Consider the following 18,935-nt stretch of genomic DNA (forward strand, 5'->3'; position numbering starts at 1 on the left):
ATCGTACTCCCCTTAATTTTTGGCTTATTATTAGCCAATGGGGGGTAATTTATTTTCCCTCTCCTCACTCCTTTGCCTCAATTCGATCTATCAGGTCTCTCAGGGCATCAGCGGATTGCCCAGGTTGAAGAAAATAGGAAAAATTCGTATCTGATACGACAAAGTAGCTTCCATACCCGCCAAAAATAAGAGTTTTCGCGGTCCCATCCTTCAATTTAATGATGACATTTCGATAACCTACTTCCGTTACCGCGCCCGGACTCTCTGCATGGTATGCCGTGTTTATGAAGTTAATGAACGTCTGTAAGTCATCCGGATTGGTCATTTCTGTCTCGTTTCCTTCAGCACCTAAGATGATTACAGCAGCTACATCTTGTAATGGGACGTTGAACTCAGGTATGACCGGTTCTTCTGAAGTCGGCTTTGTCGTGTCTGATGCGTTGCCACAAGAAACGACTAACGTCAGGATAACTCCCCATAGCACTATCCAGATCCTTTTTCGGCTCATAATTGTTCCTCCATATCATTCAGGGGTAATACTCTTCTGACGTCATATGTACCGCAAAGTTACATCAATCATCTAAGTTCAACCACACCACAATATGAAGGTCATGCCCGTTCAGCTGCCAGAATGCTGCTAAAACTGGAGGATTGACCTAAAAACATCGAAAAAAATTGTGAAAAATAACAAATGATCCGCTGACAACCTATAGGTCTTTTGGTATAATGAGTGTTGTTACGGGGGAACACGTACGGACTATATAGAGAACAGCAAGCAAGGGAGTCTTCTGCTCAGAAGCTCCCTTGCTTTCGTTTGTTCGGAATTTGCTTTTTCGGGAACCGTTATGGTAACATGTTGTTGAATATCTCGAAATTAAGATAAATATGTCGAGTGGTATAAGAAGTACCGTAACGGGAATGAGAAGAAGGAATCTGGTGTTAAGGATGGATTGGGCTTGGGCTTATTCAATATGCCTGATCGATGAAAGGAGATCATACAGATGGAACATCAACATATTTACCAAAAGGGGTCATCCCCCGATGCCCCTACACTGCTGCTGCTGCACGGGACCGGAGGGAACGAGCGGGACTTGCTGCCGCTGGCGGAGATGATTTCACCCGGCTCGAACTTGCTTGGGGTACGCGGCAATGTGCTTGAGAACGGCATGCCCCGGTTTTTCCGGCGGCTCGCTGAGGGGGTCTTCGATATCGAGGATCTTGTTAAACGGACATGGGATTTGAGTGCATTTCTCGATTCGGCTGCGGAGGAATATGGATTTGATCGCCGTCGTGTCGTCGCTGTCGGTTATTCCAACGGGGCGAACATTGCGGCCAGCCTGCTGTTTCATCAAGGGGATGCGCTGATGGGCGCGATTTTGCATCATCCGATGGTGCCGCTGAGAGACAAGGAGCTGCCGGAACTTGGCGGCGTGCCGGTGTTCATCGCGGCCGGGAAGCGGGATCCGATCTGCCCTCCGCAGGAGTCGGAGGATCTGAACGAGCTGCTGGCGGGCGCAGGCGCGGATGTGAAGCTGTACTGGGAGAATGGCGGACATCAGCTGACCCGAACCGAAGTGGAGGCGGCAGCACAATGGTTTCAGGAGAAGTTTGAAGCATAATCATGTTGGCTCAACCCATGCTTTGTTGAAGTGATCGTAGGGACCCTTCATTCCGCGCAGCGGCATACTTTGCTGGAAATGGAACAACGGATTTCTGACAGGGGCCCCTATTCATTCACGAGCTGACAAGCGATTGTGAGAGATGGGCCGATCACATGGATGGCGAGTCAGACGGAGGCGAGAAATTCGCCTCCGTTTTTTGCTGTTCACATCTTGGCTCATGATGCCAGGGCCCATCTGAACGGCTGCTAAGCCTGGATTTATTTCGATGGATAGTACGTCAAGCCTACGTTTTTTCGAAGACAATTATGATATAATAACCGCAATTTAGCAAGACAGGTCACTGATTTCTCTTCTATAGGCAGACGAACAGGCTAGCCCAAGATAAGGGAGGGACTTCCAATGAACAAGGTGCTCATTGTGGATGACGAAAGGATTGTACGGATCGGTTTCAAATCGATGATCAACTGGTACCAGCATGGGTTCGAGCTGATCGGGACGGCCAAGAATGGGGCGAATGCGCTCGATATGGTCGAGCAGTATAGCCCGGACATCGTGTTCACCGATCTGAAAATGCCGCAGATGGACGGTCTTGAGCTGATTCGCCAGCTGAAGCGGCGACGTTATAAAGGCAAGATTGTCGCGCTCACCAATTATGCCGAATACGAGCTGATCCGGGAAGCGATGGTGCTTGGAGCTTCCGATTACCTGCTGAAGGTTGCCTTGAATCCGGATGACCTGCTGGTCGTCCTGAACAAAATGATGACAAAGCTGTCTGATGAGCGCAGACAGATCGAAGAGGACATCCGGCAGGAAATGACGCAAAGAGAACGTCAGGCCATTATGAAGAACATGTTATTTAGAACATTTCTGCTGCGTCCCGAGACTTCGGCGGCATCTGCGGAGCAGGAGGCGGCCGAGCTGGGCATCGTCGTGGCAGAACGGCCGGTATCCGTCATCTATCTGGAGCTGGACAGCCAGGATCCGGTGCTCGTATCAGGGAAGTATGCCGAGCGCAAGCTGCTGTCGCTGGTCATCCGCAACATTGCGGATGAGGTGTTCGCGGGCCGAAGCGGGACGGAGCTGGTTGAACTTGGGCCTGAGCAGTGGCTCGCCGTGGTGCCTATGGGCGTTGATGCCCATGCCCAAGGCATGAAGATGGCCAGGTCGCTTGTCGACACGGCCCGCTTATATACCGGGCTGAACCCGTGCGCGGTCGTCGGCGTTTCCACCGAAGGCCTGGATCAGCTCAGGCAGGTGTTTCGTCAGTGCCGGGAAGCGGCGCAGGTCACCTTTTACAAGGGATACGGATTTGTGGAGCCGGCGGTTAGCGCCGAATCCTTCCGCGAAAGCGATTTCAACGAGCGTGTTAAGGAGCTGCTGGCGATGCTGCAATCGTCCGAGCCAGAACGTTTCCAGACAGTGATAAGCCAAATAGGTGCGTTGGCGGCGGCGGAGCGGACCGAGATCAGGCAGCTAAAGCAGTGTGCCGTCAATGCGGTGACAGCGGCCAGGGAGCTGATGCTCGGTGCTTCGGAACCTGACGGCGCCTGGCTGGAAGCGGTGCAGCAGTCCCTCGAGGCGGCCCGCACTGTCCAGGAGCTGGAGCAGCACTGGCAGGATGCGGTTCAACAGCTGCTTGCGATGAGGCAAGAGCAGTTCCGGGGACAGTACCGTCAGGAAATCCGCAATGTCATCCTGTACATGGAATCCCACCTGCAGGACAAAATTACGCTCGAGGACATCGCCAGGGTGGCGGCGCTGAATGAGAGCTATCTCTGCCGCCTCTTCAAGCAGGAAACCGGACACAACCTCTTCCATTATTTAAGCGACCTTCGGATCGAGGAGGCCAAGCGGCTGTTCCGCTCCACGGCGCTGTCCGTGAAGGAGGTCGCGGCACGAGTAGGCATTGACAATCCCTTCTACTTCAGCCGCCTGTTCAAAAAAAGAGTGGGGCAAAGCCCCAACCAATACCGAGGCAGCCACAGCTAAGCCAGGTGCAGTCACCTGGCGGCTCGTCCTGCCATGCCCCCGGCGGCCGTGGCGGGATGATATGCCGCGCTTGCTAAGGGGAGGTTACGGTAGGTGGCTGCGTATATCCCGATGCCCGCTAACGTGCATCCAAGCCAAGTGCAGTCAAGTGCATCATGACGTGCCGTATTGCACCGGCCTGCCCATGTCCGGGTTCAGGGGCAGCGTCAGCGTTGTGATTGTCCCCCGTCCCGCCTCGCTCTCGATGTGCAATCCATATTCCTTGCCAAAATAGAGCTTGATCCGCTCCTCCACATTATGGATGCCGATATTCGCAAGCCGCTCTCCATGCCCGCGCTGCTCCCGGCGCAGCTTGGACAGCTGCATCTCATTCATGCCTGCACCGTTGTCCATAATGACGATCTCCGCACAGCCGCCCCGGCTGCGGCAAATGATGCGAATTTCACCGCTCCCCTCCGCTTCGCTTAGTCCGTGAATAATGCTGTTCTCCACAATCGGCTGAAGCAGAAACTTCAGCACGCGATAATGCCGAAGATCCGGGTCCACCTCATAATGAACCTCGAAGGAGCCGTATTTAATCTTCTGGATGATGATGTAGTTCTTGATATTGTCGAGTTCCTCCTCAAGGGTAACAAACTCCGCTTTGTCCACAATCGTATTGCGCAGCAATTGGGCCAGCGCGCCAAGACCATCTGCAACACCGCCTCCGGTCTGACTGATCATGGCCGCCCATTTGAGCGAATTCAACGTGTTGAACAGAAAGTGCGGGTTGATCTGGGCCTGCAGCATTTGCAGCTCCGTCTCCCGCTTGGCCTTCTCCACTGCCTCGGTCTGCGCCAGAAGCCGCTGGATTGTCAGCACCATGTCGTTAAAAATCTGATGGATCGAGCCCACCTCATCACGGCTGTCATCCTTGGCTTTCACGTACAATTCTCCGTCCTGGATTCTTCTCATGGAGGAAACGAGCCGCGCCAGAGGCCGGAGTATCGTGGAGGAGAGGTAGTAGGAGCAGCCGCAGGCCAGCACAAGCACGATCAGGCAGACGACGGCGATGTCCAGCCGAATCGCATAGGTCTCGCTGTTCAAGTAATCGTAAGGAATGAGACTGACGAGATACCAATCGGCAAAAATATCAAACGATGCGGACACCAGATATTTTCCGGACATGAACTCCACCGAATGCATCTGCTCGGTGTCCATGGCGCTGCGGATGATGGGCTCGAGCAGGCCATCGTCTACAATCCCGGAGCCGACCGGCAGCGCGGAGCTGCGGCTCGACAGAATCTGGCCCTCGCTGTCGGTGATAAAGGTCATGGAGCCTTCGCCCATATCCAGCTCATGGTACAGCTTCTGCGAGTAGAAGGCTTCGTCGATCAGAATATGGACATAGCCCAGCCGCTGCGACCAATTGGAGGTGGAATTTACCGGGCGGGACAGCAGGATGCAGGGCACGCCTCTTTTGGTCATGGCATGTCCAAGCACATAGCCGCCATTGCCGCTCGCGTCGATAATCTCGTTCTGGGCGGTCAGATAGCGGAGATCCACCGCATCGTAGCCGAGATCAAACACGGTGTCGCCTGCCGTTGTTGTAACGATCACATTCTTGATGCTGCTAAGCATCTCGTATTTATCCCGAAGGATGGCGTCGATCTTCACGGCAATATCCCGCTTGGCGGTATCGTCATAGCTCAAGTAATGCTGCATGGCCGACTGGATGACCGGGTTCAGCGTAAGCTGCTCGGACAGCAGCACGAACTTCTGATTCTCGGCGCGCACCTTGTCCTTGAGCAGGCTCATGATCTGATAGGAGGAGGTGTTCATTTTGGTGAAGATGGCGTCACTGGATTTGGAGATCGAGAAGAAACCGATGGTGATCAGCGGAAACAGTGACAGGATGAGAAAGGAGTACAGCAGTCTGGACCTGATTTTGATACGTCGAATCCACTTGCCAAGCGCATTCCAATGTCGGCTCATCTGATATGGCGGGCCCCTTCCTTTGTTTTTGACCCCAGTATAGCAAAATGCCCTCCCTCGAATGCCCGCCCCCTGCAAAGTTATCAATAAAAGATATGAAAAAGTAAATGGAGTTCATTTCAGCCGGAATAGGGGCCCCCTATAATTGTGGATAAGTCCAAATATAAGAAATGAGGTGGCTTTGCGTATGCGTAGGAGTCGTGTTGGCTTGAGCAAATGGGGGTTCAGGCAATTGGCCTGGGTGCTGATCTGTACCGTCATGCTGACGGCGTGCAGTTCAGGGAGCGGCGGAACGCCTGCGGCATCCGGAGGAGATGCGGGCTCTGCCCCGAACGAGGAATCGGCCTCCGGCGGTACAACGTTTGAGAATAAGGAGCTGAACATCGCCGTGTTCGAGGGCGGATACGGCAGCGAATACTGGAAGGCGGTCATCGAAAGATTCGAAGCGGATTATCCCGGTGTGAAGGTGAACATGACCTCCAATCCTAAAATTATGGACATTATCAAGCCCCAGCTTGTCGCGGGCAACCCGCCGGATTTCATCTATGTCAGCCCCGACGAGAACACCGGAACGATCAAGGCGCTGGTGAAGGAAGGGGCGTTGATGGAGCTGAATGACGTATTTGATGGCCCTGCGCTGGATTCGGACCGTCCGCTGAAGGACAAACTGACCGACGGCCTGATGGCGTATATGCAGCCGAACGGAGACGGCAACATCTATTACGCGCCGAACTACATGTCCGTGCTCGGCATGTGGTACAACAAACATCTGTTTGAAACAAAGGGATGGGAAGTGCCGGTCACTTGGGAGGATTTCTTCGCCCTGGGAGAGGTGGCTAAGGCGGAAGGAAGAGCGCTCTACACCTATCAGGGGATTTACCCAAGCTATAATGAGAGCGTTTTCTGGCCGGCGGTCGCTTCGGCTGGAGGACTGGAGGCGATGAACAAAGCGCTGTCTTACGAAGAAGGCGGCTTCACGCAGGACGCGGTGAAGCAGGTGATGGGTGTGTTCGAACGCATGGCTCAGAACGATGACGTGATGAAAGGCACGGTGGCGCTCAATCATACTCAGGCGCAAACGGAGTTCCTGAAAGGCGGCGCGCTGTTCATTCCGAACGGCAGCTGGTTCGAGAGCGAGATGGCGGATGCGCCGAGAGAGGAAGGATTCGAGTTCGGATTCCTCGGGGTGCCGGTGTTCAGCGAGGGCGACCAGGCCTATGTGCTCAGCAGCTTCGAGGCGATGTATATCCCGAACAAAGCGAAAAATCCCGAGCTGGCCAAGGAGTTTCTGCGCTACCAGTACAATGACGACATCGTGCAGCTGAATGCGGAGAAATCCAAAGGCGTGATGGCGGTCAAGGGCGCGGTGGAGCTGGCCAAGGACTATATCCCGGCCTCCGCCTATGAAGCCTTCAAGGTGTACGACGAGGGGGCGCTGCCGATGATGGTGCAGTGGAAGCAGACGCCGAAGTCCGAGGTCATCATCAATGACGAGCTGTTTAATCCGCTGGGCGATGTGATGAACAAAAAAATGACGGCAGACCAGTGGGCAGACAAGGTGGAGCAGGCTTCCGCCAAGCTGAGAAACCTGCTGAATCAGTCGTAAGTGTACAAGGGTCAGATTGAGGGCGTATGAGGGAGTGGAAGGGCGGCAATGGACGGTCAGGGCGGCAGCTCTGGCGCCTGGTTGCCCCCCTTCTGCATCGCGAGCCGCCCGGTTAGGAGTGGAGTGATGAAGCACCGCGAGCGCAATCTATTCATTACGGCCTGTACGCTGCCGGCCTTGATCCTGTTTGCCGTATTCGCCTTGTACCCGTTTGGCAAAGCGTTTGTGATGGCTTTTTATGACTGGAGCGGCCTTAGCGAGCATGCCCGTTATATCGGACTGAACAATTTCAAGACGCTGTGGCAGGACGATATCGTCTGGAAGGCGCTGGTGAACAATCTGTTCTTGCTGCTGGTTGTTCCGGTGCTGACCATGGGGGCCTCGATGCTCTTTGCGGCTTTGCTGACACAGCGAAAGATCAAGGGGAAGAAGCTGTACCGCACCGTGTTTTTCTTTCCGAACGTGCTGTCGATTGTTGTCATTTCCGTACTGTGGTCCTTTGTGTACCACCCGACCTTCGGCATCCTGAATTCCTTTCTGGAGCTGATCGGGCTGGAGAGCTGGACGAGGGCCTGGCTCGGCGACAGCAGCACGGTGCTGTGGGCGATCGCGTTCCCGATGATCTGGCAGTCGATCGGCTATTACATGATCATCTACATCGCCGCCATCGAGGGTGTGCCGACCGATATGTATGAGGCGGCCAGCATTGACGGGGCGTCGGCGTTTCGGCAATTTCGCAGCCTGACATTTCCGCTGATCTGGAATGTGGTGCGGGTGACGATTGTATTTTTCCTCATTGGCGTGTTTAACGGGAGCTTTGCCTTTATCAAGGTGATGACCAATGCCGGACCGAACCACGGGTCGGAGGTGCTGATGACGTATATGTATTCCCAGGCTTTCAACAACGGCAATTTCGGATATGCGATGGCCATCGGCGTATTTATGCTGCTGATTACGGTCGGCCTGGCCCTGATCAGCGAAAAACTTACGGAAAGGGATTCCGTTGAATACTAGGTGATTCATATGACAACGAACGCGATTGCAGCCAAAGGCTGGCGTATTCTCACCACGCTGCTGCTGGCGCTGTATACCATTGTCGTCGTGTATCCGCTCGTGTGGACGGTATATTCGTCCTTCAAAACGACGGAGGAGTTCTATGCCAGTCCCTTCGCTTTGCCGCAGGGTCTGAGTCTGGACAATTATGTGAACGCGCTGGCGCGGTCGCGGATGGCGGAGTATTTTGTCAATTCGGTTGTGGTGACTGTGCTGGCGCTTATCCTGTGCAATGCGGCGGGATTCGCCGCAGCTTATGTGATGACAAGGTATCGGTTCCGCTTTCTCGCCGTGATCAAAAGATTCTACATCGCCGGCCTGTTCTTCCCGGCCGCATTCAGCATTGTGCCGCTGTTTATGCTGCTGAACCAGATGCATCTGCTCGATTCGATCGCCGGGCTCAGCATCGTATATGCGGTCAGTGCGATTCCGTTCACGATTTATCTGCTGTCCGGCTTTCTGGCCAGCATTCCGAAGGACTATGAGGAGTCGGCTACGATCGACGGCTGCTCGCTGTTCGGTGTACTGATCCGGATCATTGCGCCGATGGCGAAGCCGGGGATCATTACGATTACGATTTTTAATGTGATGGGCTTCTGGAACGAATATATTTACGCCCTGTCCTTCATCTCCTCGGAGGGCAAGCGCACCCTGACGCTGGGGCTGGCTTATCTGATGGAGGTGCAGCGCTACGCGACCGACTGGGGCGCGCTGTTCGCCGGGCTGGTGCTGGTCATGGTTCCTACGCTGCTCATCTATGCGCTGCTGCAAAACCGCATCACCGCCGGACTCAATATGGGCGGACTGAAAGGGTAAGGAAGGCTTGATCATCTAATCGCAGAAGGGAGAGATCGCTTATGACGCGTGCGAAACAGACGAGGGAGCACAGCGGTGCGCCGAGCAGCGGGCTTGCCGGGGGCAGGATGGAGGCCGAAGTCCGGGCTCAGGCCGGACGCACCCCGATTCGGGACCGCACACCGCTTCATAGCGGCACTCCGATTCGGGGCCGGAGGCCGATCTTGGGCAAGGGCGCTTTATGGGGCGCCCTGCTGTTGATCGTTCTCGCGGCTTCGGCCGGGCTCAGCCTGACCTTGTCGGCGTCCCGGGATGAACACCGGGCAGTGGCCACGGTGAACGGTGAGCCGATTGCCGAGGGCGAGGTGGAAGCCCTGATGGAGCGGCTGAAGCCGGAGGTGCGGAATTACTTCAGCCGGCAGGGGCTGAAGGTGGATTCGGCGGCGTTCTGGGAGCAGGAGCATCGCGGGGAGCAGCCGATCCAGGTGCTGCGGGCGCGGGCGATGGAGGAGGCGGTCCGCCGGAAGCTGGAGACGGTGCTGGCGAAACAATATGGGCTGATCGGCTTCACGACCTATGCGGAGCTGCAGCAGGCCCACCAGCAGGAGAACGAACGCCGCAAGGAGGCGGTGGCGCGCGGGGAGGTTATCTACGGCCCGGTAACCTATAGCGAAATCGAGTATGCCAATTACTTGATCAGCAATGTGCGCATCCGGCTGAAATCGGAGATGAGCAAATCGCCGGACGATCCGCTCTATGTAAGTGATGGCGAAGCGGAGGCGAGCTACCTCTCCCATCAGGCGCAGTGGGATGCCACGTCCGAATCGTTAACGATCCGCATCATTTCGGTGCCGTACCATACGGCAGAGGAGCGGGCGTCGTCCTACGAGACAGCGCTTAGCGCGGCAGAGGAGCTGGAGCAGGGGATCAGCTTCGAGGAAGTATCGCGCAAATACAACCGCGAAGGCGAGATATTGACCCGGCGTTTCACCCCGGATACCTACAAGGAGGATATTCGGGCTTCCTATAACCTGCTGACCGCCGCCCAGGGGCTGGATCGGGGGCAATACAGCCCGGAGCCGGTGGAAAGCGGCGGCAGCTGGAACATTGTGCAGTTGACCGACAGAAGCAGTGAAGGGGGGGATGACCGCCAGCGCAGGCTTGATTCTGTCCGAAGGAGCGTTATTGATGAGAAGTATGAAGCTTACGTAGAGGAACTCATGCACACGGCAACGGTTGAAATTCGGGATGAACGCTATGAAAACGCATGGAAGGGAGAATGAGACGATTGAGAAAATGGCTCTGTTATATCTTAATGATCATCCTTGTGTCTACGTCCACCGCCGCCTTCGGCCCGGTGGGGGCCACCTATGCCGAGGAGGGTCCGCCTGCGGTGAAGGATGAAGTGAACACGATCGGTACCGATTATTATGTGGACGCCACCGGCGGGGACGACAGTCATGACGGAACATCTCCGGCGCGGGCATGGCGCTCGTTCGAGCCGGTCAATGCCAAGACGTTTGGGCCGGGAGACCGCATCCTGCTGAAGGCCGGCGAGGTGTGGGAGAATCAGCAGCTGTGGCCGAAGGGCAGCGGAGCGGAAGGCGCGCCGATTATCATTGATATGTACGGCGATCCGGAGCTTGGCAAGCCGTACATTGCGATCAACGGCAACGTGCCGACACCGGTCTACCTGGAGGGCACCACCTGGAAGAAGGATTATGACAAGGTGGGACGCACGGGAGCCGTCGTGCTGATGAATCAGCAGTATTACGAAATTCGCAATCTGGAAATTTCCAATGATGATGATTTTGAGCATGATATTAACGTGCCGGGAACGGAGCGGCAGGTGGTGCGGGACGGGATCAGCATTTCCATCCATGCGGACTTGCTGAAAGACGGGGACGACAAGGTGATGAACTATTTTCGGATCTCGGATAACTACATCCATGATATTGACGGGGTGACGACCTGGCAGCGCATGCATTATGGCGGGATCAACTTTCAGGTGTTCGGGTCCAAGCCCTACACAGCGTATGAGGATGATGCGTACTATTTTCAGGATGTGAGAATCGAGAATAACCATTTCTACAAAACAGAGCTGCATGCCATTCAGTTCGCCTTCAACTGGTTCGATGACCTTGGCAATTGGGAGCAGGACTGGATCTGGAGCAAAAACATGTACAGCCGCGACGTCTACATCGGGCACAACTATGCGGAAAGCATCGGCCAAGGGGCGATCCAGCTCGCCAACACCAAGAACATGACGGTGGAGTACAACGTCGTGAACGGATTTCTGCAGCGGTATGACTCGATATCAGCTGGCCTGTACGCCTGGTGCAGCCAGGATGTCGTGCATCAGTTCAACGAAGTGTACGGCGGCACCTCGGCATTCTATGACGGGACGGCGTTTGACTTCGAGTTCACGAGCCGCAACGTGGTGTATCAATATAATTACACCCATGACAATCCGGCTGGCTGGATGGCCTACATGGGACGGGCGGCCGGCAATGTCGCCAGATACAACCTGAGTGTCAACGATAACGGGGTGCTGATCAAGAATCAGCTGCATGTGAACTGGACCCCGGCTTATTTTGTGAATAACGTGTTTGTGTATGACGGGGCGATTGCGGAAGTGCATGATGAAGAGATCAAATCGCCGATGTATTTCTATAACAACATCTTCTATAACTACAATACGGAGACGCCGACCACCTGGGCGCGCAGAGTTTCCGGCGGCATCCCGGGCACGCAGAACATGATCTTCCAGAACAATGCGATCTATGAAGCGAGCGGCCTTCGCGGGGAGCATGAGCCGGTGGATCTGTACAAAATCACGGATGATCCGCAATTCGTGGGTGATCCGACCCAGTATGGCACAGGCTTGTACGAGGGTACGCAGAACTTCAAGCTGAAGGAAACGTCCCCGCTTATCAATCAAGGGCGGTATGTTCCGCAGGTCGGGACGGTCGATTATTACGGCAATCCGAACTATCGCGATGGCGGCATCGATATCGGGATTCACGAGGTGCAGATCGGCAGCTACGCGGCTCCGGAAGACCGGGTCGTGTATGATTATCAGCCGCAGCTCAGCTATGCCCGGCCGGACAATCTGCTGTTAAGCCTGAATGCGGAGGATGTGTCGGTGTCGCATGAGGCGACTGGGCAGGACAAAAAGTTACTGATTGACGGGGATCTGGACACGAGATGGCAGACGTCAGACCGGGTGCCGACGGTCGAGTCGCCGACCTCGATCACCTTCGATTTAGGCTCGCCTCAGACGTTTGGCCGCTTCGTGATTCGCCAGCAGGAGCCGCGAATTGGCGATTATGAGCTGCAGTATTCCGCAGACGGCAATGCGTGGACAACGGTGAGAACCGGGACGCTCGTGAATATCCGGGATTATGTGCTTGACTTCGACAATGTGAAGGGACGGTACTTCCGCCTGAACGTGACGTCGGCCCGCGCTCGGGGCTCGCTTCCGTTCAACGAGGTGGAGCTGTATGACCGGACGCCGATGGCGCCGCGCCTCGATATCACGAAGCTGGAATATTCCAAGAGCGCCCTGGACCGGAATACGTCCACGAAGGTGTTCCTGGAGAAGAACGGGAATGAATTTACAGGCATTAAATACAAGGGCGCCGATCTCCGGGAAGGGGTAGACTACACGGTGAACAATGTGCGGATTGATCTGACCCGGAGCTTCCTGGACAGCCTGAAGAACGGCAATCATGTGCTGCATTTTGAATTCAAACCGGACAAAGGCAAGCGATCGGTTCCGCTGAAGGTGGACATCCGGAATTAAGGGTTCCGCTCTTCTATCATAAGGACGCTAAGAACAGCGCGCACCTTCGAGGTGTGCGCTGTTCTGTGTATCGTGGTGGGGTACTCTTAGGCTATCCGGCAATGATCTGGCGGGAATATGCCAGAAAGGGCGAGAAATTTTCATGAAAAGTGTTACAATGGTAGGAAAGAACGATTCAAGGCTGCAACATGGCTTCATGCATACATGGCGGCGAAGTGGAGTGTGATCAGGAGAAATGGAAGAAACCTATACATCAAGAAGGCTAGTCAGCATGGAAGACATCGTGCGCGCCCATCACGTCCTTCGCGAAGTGATTGTGCGGACGCCGCTTCAGAGAGATGCCGTGCTGTCGGCCAAGTATGATTGTGACGTATATTTGAAGCGCGAGGATTTGCAGGTTGTTCGCTCCTTCAAGATTCGAGGGGCCTACAATATGATCCGCAGCTTGTCCGAGCAGGAGCGGGAGGCGGGCATCGTGTGTGCCAGTGCGGGGAATCATGCCCAAGGCGTGGCCTTTTCCTGCAATGCGCTGGAGATCAAGGGCAAAATCTACATGCCGAGCACAACCCCGAACCAGAAGGTGAAGATGGTCAAGCGTTTTGGCGGCGGTTATGTCGAGGTCATTCTGATCGGGGACACGTTTGATGATGCCTACCATGAAGCGATGAAAGCGTGCAATGAACACGGGATGACCTTCATTCATCCGTTTGATGAAGCGAAGATCATTGCGGGCAACGGCACCATTGGCATGGAGATCATGGAGGATATGGACACGCCGGCGGATTATATGTTTGTGACGATTGGCGGAGGCGGGCTTGCGGCTGGAGTCGCTACGTATGTGAAAACAGTCAGTCCCTCAACGAAGCTGATCGGCGTCGAGCCGTCCGGTGCGGCTTCCATGATGGAGGCGCTCAAGCAGGGGGAAGTGGTGACGATGGACGAAATCGACAAGTTCGTCGATGGCGCCGCCGTCAAGCGTGTCGGCCAGCTGACCTATGACATCTGCAGCGGGCTGCTGGATAATATCGTGACGGTCCCGGAAGGTAAGGCGTGCACAACCATTCTGGAGCTGTATAACGAAAATGCCATCGTTGTGGAACCGGCCGGCTCGCTGGCGGTGGCGGCGCTTGACCTGAACCGGGAGCTGATTCGAGGGAAGAAGGTCGTCTGCATTATCAGCGGCGGCAACAACGATATCGACCGGATGCAGGAGATCAAGGAGCGGTCCCTGATCTATGAAGGATTGAAGCATTACTTCATGATCAACTTTCCGCAGCGTGCGGGGGCACTCCGCGAGTTTCTGGAGGAAGTGCTTGGGCCCGATGATGACATCGCCCGCTTCGAATATACGAAGAAGCACAACAAGGAGAACGGCCCGGCCCTTGTCGGCATCGAGCTGCTTCGCCCGGAGGATTACGAGCCGCTGATCGAGCGCATGCAGCGCAAGGGCATTCAATATACGGAACTGAACAAGAATATGAATCTGTTCAATCTGCTCATCTGAGGCGCGAGGTCTCCGATGCGGATTCAAGGAATTTCTTGAACGAAAAAAGAGCGATCCATCGCCCCCGGTTGTTTCCGGCGCGATAGATCGCTTTTTTACGTATGAGTTGGTTTGCCGCTTAGCTGTTCGGTACCAGATCGGCCCGATACTTCCATACCTCTTGGGTCAGCTTTCCGTCATTGTCCTTCAGGATATCATACCAGCCCTTCAGCTTGGTCAGGAAGCTGCTGCCGGATAGTTCGCCGCTGACCGCCTTGCGGATCGCTTCCAGCGCTTCCGGATTGACGGTGTTGGAGGTGTACTGGAACAGCGGGGTGTTGTTATAGCCGTAGAACAGGCTGATCTCATTGAATTTCAGCATCTGTCTCACGTCTTTGGCACGGTTGGAGTTCGGATGGTTCTTCAGGAACACCTCCTGCGCAAGCGCGCGCTCAATGACCTCCGACCATGGGATGACCAGCGCTGCATCGCTCACGGCGACCTTCTCGGATTCCACCACCATGATGTCGATGTAATCCTGAATATCCTTGCTGATATAAGGCTTGTAGGGCAGCAAGGTTTTGTAGTCGATAATCGGGAACACAACCCCCTCGGCGGTATGAAGCCGATAGCCGCTATCCCTCAAATCCGCTAGCAGGCTGCGGAGGTTCGTGTCCTTGATTTTGCTGATGGTTGTATTGATCGGTTCCCCGTACTTGTACACTTTCATAATCGTTTCCTGGGTGCCGGGGGTGAACATCCTGTCGGTATATGCGCCAAGCTTTGCATTCATGGCATTCTCAAGCCTCAGCACAAGCAGGGTAGCCTGGTACTGGCTGACACTTCGAATATGCTTCGTAATATACGCTTTGGCGTAAGGAATGTCCTTCTCCTTCAGCAGCTTGACCGCTTTGTTATATACGGCCTTGGCATAAGCTGCTGCTTTGCTTGACGACGATGTCGTCTGATCTGTGGCGGATGCGGCTATTGCAGCACCGGAAACAGCGAAAGTCTGAAAAGATAAGGCGAGTACAACAATCATGGCTGCTGCTGACATTTTTGATTTCATCATGGAACACTCCCTATTTTCCACATTTCCCCTATCTTAACATTATCTTAGCTTAAGAAGATGACAATGTGGGTGACAAAAGTTGAACTTTTTGTCATTCTGTCGGATGCAGTCATGCCATCGGTCAGGTTCTTCTGAACAGCAGTCTCGTGCCCAGAAGTCCGATCAGGAAGAGGAGCAGACTGGTTCCGGGATGAAGGCTCAGTACCGGGAGCCATTGATCGAGCCAGAAGCCTATGGCAATAATGACGATTGCGATAACGGCATAGATGGCGATTCCGCGCACATGGACCGTCGGCTTGGTTTTGGGGTCGGTCTGAGCGCTGCTTTTTGTAAGTCCATTCATCACGAGATTGATCAGCACGGAAGCGCCCGCTGCCAGCAGGATCAGTGTCGAAATCGGAATTTGACGCGCTCGCTCAAGCGGACCGCCGATCCATAACGTCACAAAGCCGATCAAGGCATGAATGAGAAAAAACCACGTCAATGCGATCCAGGGAATCATGAGCTGGTATTGAAGCCGGGACATGCTCTTTCTCTCCGGGAGCTGCTGGGCGAGCTTGCGGCAATAGGCCTCCGGATCTTCCCCGAACACCTCTTCAGCTGTTTTGCCTTCAGCCTGCGCTTCAAGCAGCTGCTTGGCGATGTCCAGCAGAAGCGCCTCGCCCCTTGCTTCCTGCCCTCTTGTGGTGCGGATGTATACGACCATATCTGTATAGTACGCCAGGTTGGAGGGCGTCATGGCTTCCTGAAGCTTGTTGTTTTCTTGTATCATCTGTCTTATGTTCATGGCTGTTGTCCTCCACGGTGTAAAATGAGTTTTATCCTTGTTTTAAGCGTTCCCCAGCGTTCCTGGAATGGCCGGGGCGACGCGTTTCCTTTTTTCGTCAGGGCGTTTGAAAGCGACCTGTAATAGCATAATGGGATCGGGTCCTGCCATGCAAGATGGTAGGCGAGGACCGAAGGCGGGGAGGGTGTCACTTTTGTGAACGGAGTATAATTCCGACATTCCTACTTCACAATAATAACTATTCGGAATCATGATAAAGCCCTAAGTTACAGGGCGGTAAAGGAGGATTAACATGGCTGACAATGACAACGATCAGTTTCACAATCACGAGGAGCGTTTTCCAGGCAGAGAGGATACCGGGCAAAGTTTGAACACTTTGCAGGCTGGCAGCTCGGCGGATGCACGGCGCAGCAATACCGGCGACTGGAAGGTTGGCCGGCCGGTGGAGGGCGATGTCGAGCAGATCGAAGACACGGAATTCGCCAAAGAAACGCTGTGGGGGGAAGACAACGCCGGAGAGAATGACGAAAGCTGGATGAGACAATGGAACGGTCGCGAAGAGACGCATGCCATGTTCCGTCAAAGCTATGAATAAGCAGAGGCCGTCGTTTCATCAGGCATAACCCTCCGCATTGACAATCCCGCGATCCCAATGCTAAGATAAGTTCAAATATTAATCTTATTAAACTTATCGGAATTTGTTTAATTGGAAATTGAAGTTGATCGTGGGGAGGATTCGGCATGGAGCGGCAAATTACAATCCGGCACAATCAGGAGGAAATGACAGCAACGATACATTATCCCGCTGCGGAGGGAAGTGAGAAGACAGGCAGATGCAGCCGCAGTCCGCTGGTTGTCATCTGCCATGGCTTCGTCGGGAGCCGCATCGGGGTGGATCGGCTGTTCGTCAAGACGGCACGCCAGCTGTCCGCGGAGGGGTATATGGTGATCCGCTTCGATTACATCGGCTGTGGCGAGAGCTCGGGCAGCTATGGCAGCGAAGGACTGGAGTCGATGATTGCCCAGACGCGAAGCGTTCTTGATTACGGGGTGAGCTGCGCCGATGTCGATCCGACCCGCGTGACACTGATCGGACACAGTCTTGGCGGTGCGGTGGCGATTCACACAGCGGTCAGAGACCGCCGGGTTAAAAATCTGGTGCTCTGGGCGGCGGTAGGCTATCCGTTTAACGATATTGTGAAAATCACTGGACGCGACGTCTACGACATGTCCGTGAAGGAAGGCAAAGCGGATTACCTTGGCTATGAGCTGACGCCGGTATTCTTCGAATCGCTGGCAACGGTGCAGCCGTTCCAGGAAGCGGTGCGCTTCGCGGGGAATGTGCTGGTCATTCACGGGACGTCGGATGAAATCATTCCGGTCGACTACGCATTTCTGTACCAGAAGGTATTCTGGATGCGGCAGGAGGGCCGGTGCGATAAAGAGATCATCTTCCAGGGCGACCATACATTCTCGGCGGGCCCGCAGCGGGAGCAGCTTCTCAACCGCACGACAGCGTGGCTGAACGGGCTTGAGTCGGCCCAGCAGGAATGGCAGCACTGGATGATATAAACGTATTTGGCATGGCGGGCGGTTAACGGTTACAATAGAGTTGTCCCTTGATTATGAAGCTGGAGGTGGCATCGATGACGTTACCCGCTTTATTTATTGCCCACGGCTCGCCGATGATGGCGCTTGAGAACAACGAATATACCCGTTTTCTGGAACGTCTGGGCCAAGAGCTGCCGACTCCAAAAGGAATTGCCGTCTTCTCGGCCCACTGGGATGATGCGGATCAACGAATGACCGGAGACCAGCAGCATCAGACCATGCATGATTTTTACGGCTTTCCGGAGGAGATGTACCAACTGACGTATCCAGCTCCAGGAAGCGCGGAGCTGACGACTCGCATCAGCGCCTGTTTCGAGGCAGGCAATCTGCATGCCAAGACCGTAACCGGCAGGGGACTGGATCATGGCGCTTGGGTGGTTCTGAAGAAGATGTACCCGGCGGCCGACATCCCGGTTATCGCCTTATCGGTGGATTCCAAGCGTTCTCCGAAGGAGCAATATGATATTGGCGCAATGCTGTCCGAATTGCGGCAGGAAGGCATCCTGATTATCGGGAGCGGCGGCCTGGTTCATAATTTGCGAATGATCCATGAGAGCGAGGAGCCGGATAACTGGGCAGTGGAGTTTGATGAGTGGATTGCGGAGCAGCTGGCTAGCTGGAATCTCCCTTCACTGTTTGCTTATGACAAAAAAGCGCCCCATGCCCGCCACGCCGTGCCCTCTTACGGAATGGAGCATTTTGTTCCTCTGTTCTATGCGATGGGAGCTGCCGATAATGGCCGCAAGGCAAAGCGATTGTTCCAATCTTACCAATATGGCAGTTTGAGCTTGAACTGCTGGTCATTTGAATAAGAGATGATAAGGAGCCGGGCTTGGTTATCCAAGCTCGGCTTTTGTTGTGCGAGCAAGGAGCGGGAGTTGGCCGAACTGGGTAATCTACGGAACAATGCGTGTTCAGCACTGCGAAGGCGGCTCGACTTCCGATAGCTGGGCAATTCGGCCAGTGATCGCGGGTGGTCCACCATAACATAAAAGGTGACCGAGACGCATCTCGATCACCTTCGGGGGAGTATAAGATTGGGAGTTACACTTTATGCTGACCTGGGTCGAGGATGATCAAGCTCCTCATCCAGGCGTTAAGCCGTTTGTTTTTTCATGCGGGCTGCCGGTGTATGTCC

General features: G+C 54.6%; 15 protein-coding genes. 11 read left to right on the top strand and 4 right to left on the bottom strand.

What is annotated here, in order from left to right:
* Positions 1–64 precede the first annotated feature (64 nt).
* On the bottom strand, positions 65–508 hold the full coding sequence (locus CHH67_RS20230; RefSeq protein ID WP_095267191.1) for a hypothetical protein: 444 nt from the start codon (positions 506–508) through the stop codon (positions 65–67).
* Between the two features lie 493 nt (positions 509–1,001).
* Between CHH67_RS20230 and CHH67_RS20235 the strand changes: the two genes are divergently transcribed.
* Together CHH67_RS20235 and CHH67_RS20240 are read left to right on the top strand one after the other, a co-directional pair.
* Complete coding sequence (locus tag CHH67_RS20235) at positions 1,002–1,619, top strand: alpha/beta hydrolase (protein WP_095267192.1); 618 nt, start codon at positions 1,002–1,004, stop codon at positions 1,617–1,619.
* A 402-nt stretch (positions 1,620–2,021) separates the two neighbouring features.
* On the top strand, positions 2,022–3,611 hold the full coding sequence (locus CHH67_RS20240) for a response regulator (RefSeq protein ID WP_095267193.1): 1,590 nt from the start codon (positions 2,022–2,024) through the stop codon (positions 3,609–3,611).
* A 153-nt stretch (positions 3,612–3,764) separates the two neighbouring features.
* Here the strand turns inward: CHH67_RS20240 and CHH67_RS20245 are convergent, their stop codons facing one another.
* Complete coding sequence (locus tag CHH67_RS20245) at positions 3,765–5,585, bottom strand: cache domain-containing sensor histidine kinase (RefSeq protein ID WP_095267194.1); 1,821 nt, start codon at positions 5,583–5,585, stop codon at positions 3,765–3,767.
* Positions 5,586–5,772: 187 nt separating this feature from the next.
* Between CHH67_RS20245 and CHH67_RS20250 the strand changes: the two genes are divergently transcribed.
* From CHH67_RS20250 to ilvA, 6 genes are all read left to right on the top strand, one after another.
* Positions 5,773–7,191 carry a carbohydrate ABC transporter substrate-binding protein gene (locus CHH67_RS20250; RefSeq protein ID WP_095267195.1) on the top strand — a complete coding sequence of 473 codons (1,419 nt, stop codon included), beginning with the start codon at positions 5,773–5,775 and terminating at the stop codon, positions 7,189–7,191.
* A gap of 126 nt (positions 7,192–7,317) precedes the next feature.
* On the top strand, positions 7,318–8,205 hold the full coding sequence (locus tag CHH67_RS20255) for a carbohydrate ABC transporter permease (RefSeq protein WP_095267196.1): 888 nt from the start codon (positions 7,318–7,320) through the stop codon (positions 8,203–8,205).
* Between the two features lie 9 nt (positions 8,206–8,214).
* The gene (locus tag CHH67_RS20260) at positions 8,215–9,060 is read left to right on the top strand and encodes a carbohydrate ABC transporter permease (protein WP_095267197.1); all 846 of its coding nucleotides are present in this window, start codon (positions 8,215–8,217) and stop codon (positions 9,058–9,060) included.
* A 41-nt stretch (positions 9,061–9,101) separates the two neighbouring features.
* Complete coding sequence (locus tag CHH67_RS27095; protein WP_095267198.1) at positions 9,102–10,322, top strand: peptidylprolyl isomerase; 1,221 nt, start codon at positions 9,102–9,104, stop codon at positions 10,320–10,322.
* A 32-nt stretch (positions 10,323–10,354) separates the two neighbouring features.
* Entirely contained in the window at positions 10,355–12,844 is a 2,490-nt protein-coding gene (locus tag CHH67_RS20270) for a discoidin domain-containing protein (protein WP_218832050.1), read from the top strand.
* Positions 12,845–13,079: 235 nt separating this feature from the next.
* The gene (gene ilvA, locus CHH67_RS20275) at positions 13,080–14,348 is read left to right on the top strand and encodes a threonine ammonia-lyase IlvA (protein WP_095267200.1); all 1,269 of its coding nucleotides are present in this window, start codon (positions 13,080–13,082) and stop codon (positions 14,346–14,348) included.
* A gap of 118 nt (positions 14,349–14,466) precedes the next feature.
* Here ilvA and CHH67_RS20280 read toward each other — a convergent pair whose 3' ends face one another.
* Together CHH67_RS20280 and CHH67_RS20285 are read right to left on the bottom strand one after the other, a co-directional pair.
* The gene (locus CHH67_RS20280) at positions 14,467–15,399 is read right to left on the bottom strand and encodes a hypothetical protein (RefSeq protein ID WP_095267201.1); all 933 of its coding nucleotides are present in this window, start codon (positions 15,397–15,399) and stop codon (positions 14,467–14,469) included.
* A gap of 121 nt (positions 15,400–15,520) precedes the next feature.
* Positions 15,521–16,186: a DUF1129 family protein gene (locus tag CHH67_RS20285; protein ID WP_095267202.1), complete on the bottom strand. Its 666-nt coding sequence runs from the start codon at positions 16,184–16,186 to the stop codon at positions 15,521–15,523.
* A 292-nt stretch (positions 16,187–16,478) separates the two neighbouring features.
* On the opposite strand from CHH67_RS20285, the gene CHH67_RS20290 reads away from it, so the two are divergent.
* From CHH67_RS20290 to CHH67_RS20300, 3 genes are all read left to right on the top strand, one after another.
* Positions 16,479–16,781 carry a hypothetical protein gene (locus tag CHH67_RS20290; RefSeq protein ID WP_095267203.1) on the top strand — a complete coding sequence of 101 codons (303 nt, stop codon included), beginning with the start codon at positions 16,479–16,481 and terminating at the stop codon, positions 16,779–16,781.
* Positions 16,782–16,927: 146 nt separating this feature from the next.
* Positions 16,928–17,758 (top strand): alpha/beta hydrolase family protein, encoded by an 831-nt coding sequence (locus CHH67_RS20295; protein WP_095267204.1) that lies wholly within the window; start codon positions 16,928–16,930, stop codon positions 17,756–17,758.
* Positions 17,759–17,832: 74 nt separating this feature from the next.
* The gene (locus CHH67_RS20300; RefSeq protein WP_095267205.1) at positions 17,833–18,609 is read left to right on the top strand and encodes a DODA-type extradiol aromatic ring-opening family dioxygenase; all 777 of its coding nucleotides are present in this window, start codon (positions 17,833–17,835) and stop codon (positions 18,607–18,609) included.
* The last annotated feature ends 326 nt before the right edge of the window (positions 18,610–18,935 follow it).

This window comes from Paenibacillus campinasensis (assembly GCF_002272015.1).
GTDB lineage: Bacteria > Bacillota > Bacilli > Paenibacillales > Paenibacillaceae > Paenibacillus_AQ > Paenibacillus_AQ campinasensis.

What these genes read in the sequence shown, in the direction of transcription:
- CHH67_RS20230 (WP_095267191.1), bottom strand. Translation starts at nt 508, where the DNA reads ATGAGCCGAAAAAGGATCTGGATAGTGCTATGGGGAGTTATCCTGACG.
- CHH67_RS20235 (WP_095267192.1), top strand. Translation starts at nt 1,002, where the DNA reads ATGGAACATCAACATATTTACCAAAAGGGGTCATCCCCCGATGCCCCT.
- CHH67_RS20240 (WP_095267193.1), top strand. Translation starts at nt 2,022, where the DNA reads ATGAACAAGGTGCTCATTGTGGATGACGAAAGGATTGTACGGATCGGT.
- CHH67_RS20245 (WP_095267194.1), bottom strand. Translation starts at nt 5,585, where the DNA reads ATGAGCCGACATTGGAATGCGCTTGGCAAGTGGATTCGACGTATCAAA.
- CHH67_RS20250 (WP_095267195.1), top strand. Translation starts at nt 5,773, where the DNA reads ATGCGTAGGAGTCGTGTTGGCTTGAGCAAATGGGGGTTCAGGCAATTG.
- CHH67_RS20255 (WP_095267196.1), top strand. Translation starts at nt 7,318, where the DNA reads ATGAAGCACCGCGAGCGCAATCTATTCATTACGGCCTGTACGCTGCCG.
- CHH67_RS20260 (WP_095267197.1), top strand. Translation starts at nt 8,215, where the DNA reads ATGACAACGAACGCGATTGCAGCCAAAGGCTGGCGTATTCTCACCACG.
- CHH67_RS27095 (WP_095267198.1), top strand. Translation starts at nt 9,102, where the DNA reads ATGACGCGTGCGAAACAGACGAGGGAGCACAGCGGTGCGCCGAGCAGC.
- CHH67_RS20270 (WP_218832050.1), top strand. Translation starts at nt 10,355, where the DNA reads ATGATCATCCTTGTGTCTACGTCCACCGCCGCCTTCGGCCCGGTGGGG.
- ilvA (WP_095267200.1), top strand. Translation starts at nt 13,080, where the DNA reads ATGGAAGAAACCTATACATCAAGAAGGCTAGTCAGCATGGAAGACATC.
- CHH67_RS20280 (WP_095267201.1), bottom strand. Translation starts at nt 15,399, where the DNA reads ATGATGAAATCAAAAATGTCAGCAGCAGCCATGATTGTTGTACTCGCC.
- CHH67_RS20285 (WP_095267202.1), bottom strand. Translation starts at nt 16,186, where the DNA reads ATGAACATAAGACAGATGATACAAGAAAACAACAAGCTTCAGGAAGCC.
- CHH67_RS20290 (WP_095267203.1), top strand. Translation starts at nt 16,479, where the DNA reads ATGGCTGACAATGACAACGATCAGTTTCACAATCACGAGGAGCGTTTT.
- CHH67_RS20295 (WP_095267204.1), top strand. Translation starts at nt 16,928, where the DNA reads ATGGAGCGGCAAATTACAATCCGGCACAATCAGGAGGAAATGACAGCA.
- CHH67_RS20300 (WP_095267205.1), top strand. Translation starts at nt 17,833, where the DNA reads ATGACGTTACCCGCTTTATTTATTGCCCACGGCTCGCCGATGATGGCG.